The organism is Archangium sp., from assembly GCF_036389735.1.
Classification (GTDB): domain Bacteria; phylum Myxococcota; class Myxococcia; order Myxococcales; family Myxococcaceae; genus Archangium.
The window spans coordinates 1-8,549 of the sequence record NZ_DASVWK010000027.1 but is presented as its reverse complement, the minus strand read 5'-3'; the positions used below and the strand labels follow the sequence as shown (position 1 = coordinate 8,549).

Annotated in this window: 10 protein-coding genes and 1 pseudogene; all 11 read left to right on the top strand. The window is 69.1% G+C overall.

Translation table 11 applies throughout. From position 1 onward, the window contains the following. A pseudogene (locus tag VF794_RS00805) lies at positions 1–681 on the top strand (hypothetical protein); the annotation flags it as partial. Between the two features lie 24 nt (positions 682–705). Beyond that, complete coding sequence (locus VF794_RS00800) at positions 706–1,380, top strand: FliH/SctL family protein (protein ID WP_331106722.1); 675 nt, start codon at positions 706–708, stop codon at positions 1,378–1,380. A gap of 2 nt (positions 1,381–1,382) precedes the next feature. Next, on the top strand, positions 1,383–2,696 hold the full coding sequence (gene sctN / locus VF794_RS00795) for a type III secretion system ATPase SctN (RefSeq protein ID WP_331106720.1): 1,314 nt from the start codon (positions 1,383–1,385) through the stop codon (positions 2,694–2,696). A 48-nt stretch (positions 2,697–2,744) separates the two neighbouring features. After that, positions 2,745–3,233 carry a flagellar assembly protein FliH gene (locus VF794_RS00790; RefSeq protein ID WP_331106718.1) on the top strand — a complete coding sequence of 163 codons (489 nt, stop codon included), beginning with the start codon at positions 2,745–2,747 and terminating at the stop codon, positions 3,231–3,233. 31 nt (positions 3,234–3,264) lie between these two features. After that, a complete protein-coding gene (locus VF794_RS00785) occupies positions 3,265–4,215 on the top strand; it encodes a flagellar hook-length control protein FliK (RefSeq protein ID WP_331106716.1) in 951 nt (316 codons plus the stop codon). Continuing rightward, positions 4,212–5,567, top strand: coding sequence for a type III secretion system cytoplasmic ring protein SctQ (sctQ, locus tag VF794_RS00780; RefSeq protein ID WP_331106714.1), 1,356 nt, complete (start codon positions 4,212–4,214; stop codon positions 5,565–5,567). The genes VF794_RS00785 and sctQ overlap by 4 nt, the downstream gene beginning before the upstream one ends. 159 nt (positions 5,568–5,726) lie before the next feature. Then, positions 5,727–6,356, top strand: a complete 630-nt coding sequence (locus VF794_RS00775) for a flagellar biosynthetic protein FliO (protein WP_331106712.1) — start codon at positions 5,727–5,729, stop codon at positions 6,354–6,356. Positions 6,357–6,367: 11 nt separating this feature from the next. After that, the gene (sctR, locus tag VF794_RS00770) at positions 6,368–7,192 is read left to right on the top strand and encodes a type III secretion system export apparatus subunit SctR (RefSeq protein ID WP_331106710.1); all 825 of its coding nucleotides are present in this window, start codon (positions 6,368–6,370) and stop codon (positions 7,190–7,192) included. Between the two features lie 7 nt (positions 7,193–7,199). Continuing rightward, positions 7,200–7,463, top strand: a complete 264-nt coding sequence (gene fliQ, locus VF794_RS00765; RefSeq protein WP_331106708.1) for a flagellar biosynthesis protein FliQ — start codon at positions 7,200–7,202, stop codon at positions 7,461–7,463. Further along, positions 7,460–8,278: a flagellar biosynthetic protein FliR gene (locus VF794_RS00760; protein WP_331106706.1), complete on the top strand. Its 819-nt coding sequence runs from the start codon at positions 7,460–7,462 to the stop codon at positions 8,276–8,278. Before fliQ ends, VF794_RS00760 begins: the two co-directional genes overlap by 4 nt. A gap of 15 nt (positions 8,279–8,293) precedes the next feature. Next, a partial coding sequence (locus VF794_RS00755) for an EscU/YscU/HrcU family type III secretion system export apparatus switch protein (RefSeq protein ID WP_331106704.1) occupies positions 8,294–8,549 on the top strand: 256 nt, incomplete at its 3' end.

Here is an 8,549-nt window from a genome sequence, read left to right as displayed (position 1 = left end):
CGCACGGACATCGTCACGGACCTGGAGCGGCTCGCGGCCCGCGGGCTCATCGAGCGCCCGGTGCGGGTCACCCCGGTGCGCCCGCCCGCCCTCGGCCCTCCTCCGGGTGCCGCCCCCAAGGCGGCGCCTCCCTCGGCCCGGGCTCCCGCGCTGTCGCGCGAGGTGCGCTCGAGCGCCGGCCCGGAGTCCCTGGCCCGGCGTGCCGCGTCTTCCCAGGCGGTGGCGAGCGTGCGGAGGGATCCCATCGCCGAGCGCGAGGCTCGCCGGGCGGGTTTCAGTCAAGGTGCTGGGGGTCGCCAGGAGGAGGCGCGGGAGCCCTCGCGGGTGGCCCGGGGCGCCTCACGCAACGTGCGGGAGGACCCGGCCGTCGCGCCGGATCCCACCGGGGCCCGGATCGGACCGAAGCCGTCGCGGGGCCCCAGCCGATCCCGCGTCGATGAGCCGGTTGCCTCCTCGGAGGGCTCGCGCATCATTCGCCCACCGCTGGCGCGCACGCACAGTCGGAGTGCCGTACCCCGTGGCGAGCCCGAGGAGGGTGAGTCCGAGCGTCCACCCCGGGTGGTGGGCACCAATACTTCCCAGCCGGCGGTGTCGGGGGAGGGGTCCCAGGTCCAGCAGCGCTCCCGGTCAGGCGTGCAGCCACGCTCGGGTGGGCGTGGACCTCGGGGCGGAACGCGCTAGCATCCGGCTGACAAGGAGCTTTCGATGGCAATCGGCAAGGTGATCAAGGGCGATTCGGCGGGCGAGCCGTTGGCCAGCTCGGAGCGGCCCGTGTTGCGACCTCCGCCGCGCGCGGGCGTGATGAACGCCGAGGTCTTCGACGCCCGGCAGTCGGCCCAGGGCATCATCGAGGAGGCCCACAGGGAGAAGGAGCGCATCCTCGCGGAGGCCCAGAAGGAGCGCGAGGACGTGCTGGCCAAGGCCCGCGACCAGGGCAAGCAGGAGGGGATGGCCCAGGCCACGGAGCTCGTCCTGCGCGCGAAGATGCAGGCCGGGGACATCCTCGCCCGGCAGGAGCGGGACGTGGTGGCGCTGGCGTGCAAGATCGCCGAGAAGATCATCGCCCGCGACATCGAGCGCGACCCCACGCTCCTGGTGGACATCTGCGCCAAGGCCGTCGAGGAGCTGCGCAACGCTCGCGCGGTGGTGCTCCGGGTGAATCCCAAGTCGGCGGCGGTGCTGCGCGCTCGCAAGGCGGAGCTGATGGAGCTCATCGGCCGGGCGGTGGACGTGGCCATCCGCGAGGACCCGGACGTGGCTCCGGTGGGCTGCATCGTGCAGACGGAGTTCGGCACGGTGGATGCGCAGCTGCCCACCCAGTTCGAGATGCTCCAGAACGTGCTCTTCCCGGATCAGGGCAAGAAAGAGGGCCCTCCGTAGCCATGGCGATCGATCTCTCGCGCTACTCCACGTTGATCAAGGAAGCGCCGCTGTACCGGGTGCGCGGCCGCGTCACCGAGCTGACGGGTCTGGTCATCAAGGCGAGCGTGCCCGGCGTACGCGTGGGCGAGCTGGTCATCATCAAGGGCCACGGCGGTCGTTCCTCGGTGAAGGCCGAGGTGGTGGGTTTCCAGGGCGACGAGGTCATGCTCATGCCCCTGGGCGAGCTGCTCGGCATCGGTCCGTCCAGTGAGGTCATCCCCACCGGCAGGCCCCTCTCCATCAAGTGCGGAGAAGGGCTGCTGGGCCGCGTCCTCAACGGCATCGGCGAGCCCATGGACGGCAAGCCGCTGCCGGAGGGTCTGCTCGACTGGTCGGTGGACCGGGACTGCCCGGATCCCTTCAAACGCCAGCGCATCGAGCACCCGCTGCCGCTGGGCGTGCGCTGCATCGACGGCCTGCTCACCGTGGGAGAGGGCCAGCGCGTGGGCCTCTTCGCCGGCTCCGGCGTCGGTAAGTCCACGCTGATGGGGCAGATCGCCCGCAACACCCAGGCGGACCTGTGCGTGGTGGCGCTGATCGGCGAGCGTGGTCGCGAAGTTCGCGAGTTCATCGAGGACGCCATGGGCGAGGAGGGCATGAAGCGCTCCGTGCTGGTGTGCGCCACCTCGGACCAGCCCAGCCTCGTGCGTCTGCGCGCCGCCTACGTGGCCACGGCCATCGCCGAGTACTTCCGCGAGCGCGGCGGCAACGTGCTCTTCATGCTCGACACCGTGACGCGTCTGGCCCGTGCCCAGCGTGAAATCGGCCTCGCCATCGGTGAGCCTCCGGCGCGCCAGGGCTACCCGCCCAGCGTGTTCTCCATGCTGCCGCGCATCCTGGAGCGCACGGGCAACTCGGAGAAGGGCAAGTGCACCGCCATCTACACCTGCCTCGTGGCCGGCGGTGACATGGAGGAGCCCATCGCCGACGAAGTCCGCGGTATTCTCGACGGCCACTTCATCCTCAACCGTGCCCTGGGCGAGCGCAACCAGTGGCCCGCCATGGACGTGCTGGCCAGCCTCTCCCGCGTGATGAGCGGCATCGTCACCAAGGAGCACAAGAAGGCGGCCGGCAAGCTGCGCGAGACGCTCGCCACGTACGAGAAGCAGCGCGACCTCATCCTCCTGGGCGCCTACCAGTACGGCACGGACCCCCGGACGGACTACGCCATCGACAAGTACGACGCCATCATCGACTTCCTCAAGCAGGACACCCACTCCAACAGTGCTTTCGAGGAGACGGTCGAGCAACTCATCGCCCTCTTCGCGGACTGACGCGTCGGGGCGTGACGGGGAGGGGTGGTTCCGGGCTAGGATGGGGCCATGCCCCCCTACCGGTTGCAGGTCCTGCTCGAGATGCGCGAGCGCGCGAAGGAGGAGGCCGAGCAGGCCTTCTCCAATGCCGTCAAGGCCCTGGAGAAGGAGAAGGCCGAGCAGAAGCGCCTCGAGGACGACCTCGCGAAGCGTAAGGCCGAGCGCAAGCAGAAGGTGCTCGCCTACTCCCAGCAGGTGATGGCCAAGGGCGCCGGCATCAACGGCCTCACCATGATGAACCGCTACGAGGAGCGCCTCAAGGACGAGGAGGCCCAGGTAGCGCTGGAGATCGAGCGCCAGAAGGAGGCCGTCAAGGTCGCCGAGCGGCTGGTGGAGCAGCGGCGCCGGGAGATGGCCGAGGCCGCCAAGGAGCTCAAGGCCATCGAGAAGAACAAGGAGAACTTCCAGAAGCAGGTCCGCGCCGAGCGCCAGGCGAGGGAGGAGCTGAATCAGGAGGAAATCGGGAACACCTTGTTCCTGATGCGCCAGCGCAAGTAACCTTGGAGTCCCTCTCAGGCGGTGTGACGCAATGAGCCGAGTCGAAGACGATCGTCAGGCACAGAAGGCTGCGGAGCGGCTCGTTCAGGAGAAGCGTCTCCAGGAGTCCAAGGCCCAGCAGCGTACGCAGGGCGAGACCGCCTTCTCCAAGCTGTTCAAGGAGCAGAAGGCCCAGCAGACCCAGCAGCAGGCGAAGTCGCCGCAGGCCCAGCAGCAGCAGGGGCTCGGCAAGTCGGTGCTGGCGCGCCTCCAGCAGGACGCGAAGACGGAGCAGCGCGGGGATGCCCAGCGCACCCAGTCCCGTCAGACGGGCAAGTCCCAGGAGGAGCGCGTGCAGCTCTCCGAGGGCCGGCAGTCGGACTCGGCCCAGACGAGCCAGGCGGCCCAGGGCCGGCAGAACGACCAGGGCGTGGCGCAGACGCGCGCCGAATCGCGGCTGGCGGACGCGAAGACCACCGACGACGCCCTCAACGAGCGTGGCGACGCGCTGTCCAAGGGCAGCGATAACGCGGCGGCCGGCGCGCAGGCCGGGCGGAGCAAGGGCTCCCTCAAGGCGGACGCGGACGGCGGCGGCAAGGGTGGGGACGGCAAGGACAAGAAGGATGGCGCGCCGGAGATGGGCGCGGGCTTCCGCTTCAATCCCGCGCTGATGGCGCCCGTGCCGGTGGCCCAGCCCAAGTCGACGGCGACCTCGGAGCGGCTGCGCGCCCTGGCCAACGAGATCGCCCAGAAGATCGTCGAGCGGGCGCGCGTGGGCACCAACGCCGCGGGCCACGCGGAGTTCCAGATCGACCTGCGCGGCGACGTGCTCAGCGGTCTGTCCATCAAGCTCACCGCGAAGAACGGGAAGATCCAGGCCGTCTTCAGCGGCAAGGATCGTGAAGTGCTGAAGATGCTGGAGGAGCAGCGCGAGGGTCTCAAGAACGCGCTGGCCGGACGTGGCCTCACCCTCGAGGACATGCGCGTCGAGGCGAAGTCATGAGTCGACGCAGGGACGAGGGCCCCAGCGAGCACGAGCGCACCATGGTGGTGGATGCGCGGACGCTGAAGCGCTCGGGCCCTCCGTCTCCGCCGCCGCCGGTGGTCCCTTCGAAGCCCTGGCGTCCCTTCACCTTCTCCAGGCTGGAGAAGGTGTCGAGCCACGAGTCCCGGCTCACCGGGCGGCTGAAGTGGGTGACGCCGAAGGCCGAGGCCGTCGAGGCGCTGTGCGCCCGGCTCAAGGCCATCTTCGATGCGCAGGCCGGCTTCACGCTCGAGGCGCTGCGGGTGCTCGGTCCGGGCGAGCTGCGCCGGCACCTGGCGGAGCCCACCTTCCTGGCCTTCCTGGTACCCGGCCCGCATCGCGGTCGCGCGGTGCTGGAGATCGAGCTGGCCCTGGCGCATGCGGTGGTGGACATGCTGCTGGGCGGCGCGGGCGAGACGGTTGGCCTGCGACCCCTGACGGACATCGAGGAAGGCGTGGTGAGCTTCGTCCTCCTCGAGGCGCTCAAGGCGCTCGTCCCGGGCATGGATCCGGGGCAGCCCAAGCCGCGGATGGAGGGCGTGGCGCGCGGGGTGGATGAGGCGGCATCCCGACTGGGCGAGGAGGGGCCGGTGCTGGTGGTGCAGCTCCGGGCCCGGCTCGGCGCGCAGGAGGGCATGGTACGCCTCTTCGTGCCCTCGGGCGTGCTGGAGGTGATGGAGCCGGCGCAGGTGGCCGACCAGCGCCGGGCGGTGCTGCGCGACGAGGTGCAGGCGCACCTGGGTCGCCTGTCCTCGGCGCGTGCCTGGCTGCGGGCGGAGATCGGCTACGCGGAGATCTCCAGCCAGGATCTGTCGGGCCTCCGGGTGAAGGACGTGGTGCTGGTGGACTCGCTCTCGGCCCGGCCGGACCGGGGCGAGAACGGCACCGCGCGGCTGCGCCTGGGGTTGGGGCGTGTGGGCAGCCTGAACGCCGAGGTGTTCCTCGAGAACGACCAGTATCAGGCGCGGATCACCGAGGTGGTGCTCGGCGAGCAGTCCTTCCAGCGGCGTGGGCCCTCCGAGTCGGACGAGGCCGCGGAAGAGCAGTTCTCCAACCCCGAGATGAACAGCCGGGAGAGTGGTGCCGTGGACGACAGAATGGATGCAGGTGACCTGCTGGGTGACATCCCGCTTCAGATCTCCGTGGAGCTGGCCCGGGTGCCGGTGACGGCGGACCAGGTGGTGTCCATGCGGGTGGGGCAGATCGTCGAGCTGAACAAGGCGCCAGGCGAGCCGGTGGACCTGTCGGTGAACGGCAAGGTCGTGGCCCGGGGCGAGCTGGTCGAGGTGGAGGGGCACCTGGGCGTCCGGATCCTCTCGCTCGCGGGCTGAGGCTGGTTGCTCGTGTGCGTGGGAGCCAGCGTGGCATCGCGAAGAGGAAACCAGGGCATGCCACGGTGGGAGAACCCAGGCAGGCGAGCAAAGGAGCGGGGCAGGGCGGGGCTGGCCCGTGGCGGTCTCCCGCCCGATGCACTAGCCTCCCGCCCCACCATGGCAGTGTCCTTCGTCTCCCTCTCCCGTCCGGCCTTGCTGGCGTGTGCGTGCATGCTGCTCGCGCCGCTGGCCCGGGCCGAGGCTCCCGCCGCCGCCCAGGCTCCCGCCGCCGTCCAGGCCCCCACCGCTGAACCGACGACCGCGCCGCTGGCCCCGGCTCCTTCCGCCGCGCTTGATGAGGACCTGAACGCCCCCCTGCCGCTCGGCATGGAGAAGGAGCCCGAGAGCTTGAGCTGGATGCTGCTGCGCACGCTGCTGGTGTTCGGCGCGGTGCTGGCCTCCATCTACCTGACGCTCAACGTGGGCCTGCGCAAGCTGATGGGGCTCCAGGGTGTGCCCGTGGGGCGCCCCTCGGTGGTCTCGGTGGTGGAGCGGGTGCCGTTGGATCAGCGCCGCTCGCTCTTCGTGCTGAAGGCCGCGGACGAGTACTTGCTGGTGGGCGGTGCCGAGAACGGCCTCCAGTTGCTGTCGAAGCTGGACACCGCGGCGGTGGAGCGCATCCGCTCCGAGCGCCCGCAGACCAGTGTGATTCACCTTTCCCCCTTCCTCCAGAAGCTCCTCGCCCGCCGCAACGCCACCGCATCGGGCGCTACCCCTTCGAGCGGCTCCGCGCCGCCAAGCGCCTGAAGAGACGACCTGTGAGACTCACGCCCAACGTTCGCCTCCCCGCCTTCCGCGTCGTGCCCTGGCTGTTCGCCCTGGCGATCGCGCTGAACCCCTTCATCGCCTTCGCCAAGCGCGGCGGCGCCGCCAGCGCCGAGGCCTCCGTGCCCGTCGAGTCGGTGAGCCCCGACTCCTTCGCCTCGCGGCCGCTGGTGCTGATGCTGGCGCTGGCCGCGCTGTCGCTCGTCCCCTTCGTGCTGATGATGGTGACGAGCTTCGTGAAGATCTCCGTGGTGCTCTCCATCGTGCGCTCGGCACTGGGCACCCAGCAGATTCCTCCCACCCAGGTCATCACCGGCCTGGGCATCATCCTCACCGTCTACATCATGGCGCCGGTGGGGCAGGCCATGTACCGGGCCTCGGAGATGGACATCCTGGCCAAGGGTCCCAGCCTGTTGTCCTCGGAGTCGGTGGGCAACCTGCTGGAGGCGGCCAACAAGTCCAAGGAGCCGCTGCGCGACTTCCTCAACAAGAAGATCACCGCGAAGGACCGCGCGCTCTTCTTCAACCTGGCCAAGAAGATGCGCGCCCCGGAGGACCGCAAGGACCTCACCGAGCGGGACTTCATGATCATCGTCCCCGCCTTCGTGGTGTCCGAACTCAAGGAGGCCTTCCAGATCGGCTTCCTGCTCTTCGTGCCCTTCATCGTCATCGACATGGTGGTGGCCAACATCCTGCTGGCGCTAGGCATGCAGATGCTCTCGCCCACCACCATCTCCATGCCCTTCAAGCTGCTCCTCTTCGTCGTCGTCGATGGTTGGTACCTCATCGCCAAGGGCCTGGTCATCGGCTACCTGTGAGTCTCCCATGCACCAGCTGAACTCCATCCTCCAGCAGGCCCTCTACCTGGTCATCCTCGTCTCGGTCCCGCCGGTGCTCATGGCCCTGGTGGTGGGTCTGCTCGTCGCCGTCTTCCAGGCCACCACGCAGCTGCAGGAGCAGACGCTCTCGTTCGCGCCCAAGCTCGTCGCCGTGTTCGGCATCCTGGCGCTCGCCGGTCCCTGGATTGGCAGCCAGTTGGTTCGCTTCACGTTCCACGTGTTCGACCAGTTCCCGGCCATGATCCGATGAACGTCTCCGAGGTCCTCACCAGGCTGACGGAGCAGGCCAACCTCTCGCTCGTCATCTTCACCATGGGCCTGCTGCTGTGCCGGATCATGCCGGTGCTGGTGCTCTCGCCATTCCTTGGGGGCGAGGTGGTGCCCACGGAGATCAAGATGGGCGTGGGCGTCACGCTCTCCGCGGTGCTCTTCCCGGCGGTGAGCGCGCGCATGGGCGCCATTCCCACCACCGCGCTGCCCTACATCGGGCTGCTGCTCAAGGAGATCTTCATCGGCGTGGCGCTGGCGACGATCGTGAGCATGGTCTTCGAGGCGGCGCGCGTGGCCGGCAACGTGGCCGACACCATGTCGGGCAGCAACAACGCGCAGCTCTTCGTGCCGCAGCTCGGTCAGCAGGTGACGCTCTTCTCCAACCTCAAGGTGCAGCTGGCCGTGGTGATGTTCCTCACCCTCAACGGCCACCACCTGATCATCGAGGCGCTCGCCGACAGCCTCGTCATCGTGCCCCTGGACAGCTTCCCGCGCTTCAGCTCGGGGTCTTGGCCCTTCTTCGAGCTCTTCATCCGCTCCTTCGCGGACTTGTTGAAGATCGCCCTCGCGCTCGCCGCGCCCACCACGCTGGCCTCCTTCCTCACGGACCTGGCGCTGGGAGCCGTCAACCGCCTGGCCCCCCAGGTCCAGGTGTTCTTCATCTCCATGTCCATCAAGCCGCTGGTGACGGTCATCGTCGTCACCATGTCCATGGGCCTCATCATGGGCCGCATGCAGGCGGAGTTCGCCGCCATGCTGGCCCTGCTGCGCCATGCGGTGCGCCTGCTCGGCTGACCCGGGTCCCCCTCCATGTCCGAGAAGACGGAAGAACCCACACAAAAGAAGCTCGACGACTCACGCAAGAAGGGTCAGGTCTGGAAGAGCAAGGACCTGACGGGCGTGTTCGGCCTGGCCGTGGGCCTGGGCGTGGTCAAGGCGACCTGGTCCAACGTGGAGACGAAGATCACCGAGCTGTTCCGCTTCAGCTTCGATCACCTCGCCCACCCCGAGGACATCGCCACCGCCACCTCCCATTTGATGACGATGGGGCTGGCCACCGTCATCT

What these genes read in the sequence shown, in the direction of transcription:
- VF794_RS00800 (WP_331106722.1), top strand. Translation starts at nt 706, where the DNA reads ATGGCAATCGGCAAGGTGATCAAGGGCGATTCGGCGGGCGAGCCGTTG.
- sctN (WP_331106720.1), top strand. Translation starts at nt 1,383, where the DNA reads ATGGCGATCGATCTCTCGCGCTACTCCACGTTGATCAAGGAAGCGCCG.
- VF794_RS00790 (WP_331106718.1), top strand. Translation starts at nt 2,745, where the DNA reads ATGCCCCCCTACCGGTTGCAGGTCCTGCTCGAGATGCGCGAGCGCGCG.
- VF794_RS00785 (WP_331106716.1), top strand. Translation starts at nt 3,265, where the DNA reads ATGAGCCGAGTCGAAGACGATCGTCAGGCACAGAAGGCTGCGGAGCGG.
- sctQ (WP_331106714.1), top strand. Translation starts at nt 4,212, where the DNA reads ATGAGTCGACGCAGGGACGAGGGCCCCAGCGAGCACGAGCGCACCATG.
- VF794_RS00775 (WP_331106712.1), top strand. Translation starts at nt 5,727, where the DNA reads ATGGCAGTGTCCTTCGTCTCCCTCTCCCGTCCGGCCTTGCTGGCGTGT.
- fliQ (WP_331106708.1), top strand. Translation starts at nt 7,200, where the DNA reads ATGCACCAGCTGAACTCCATCCTCCAGCAGGCCCTCTACCTGGTCATC.
- VF794_RS00760 (WP_331106706.1), top strand. Translation starts at nt 7,460, where the DNA reads ATGAACGTCTCCGAGGTCCTCACCAGGCTGACGGAGCAGGCCAACCTC.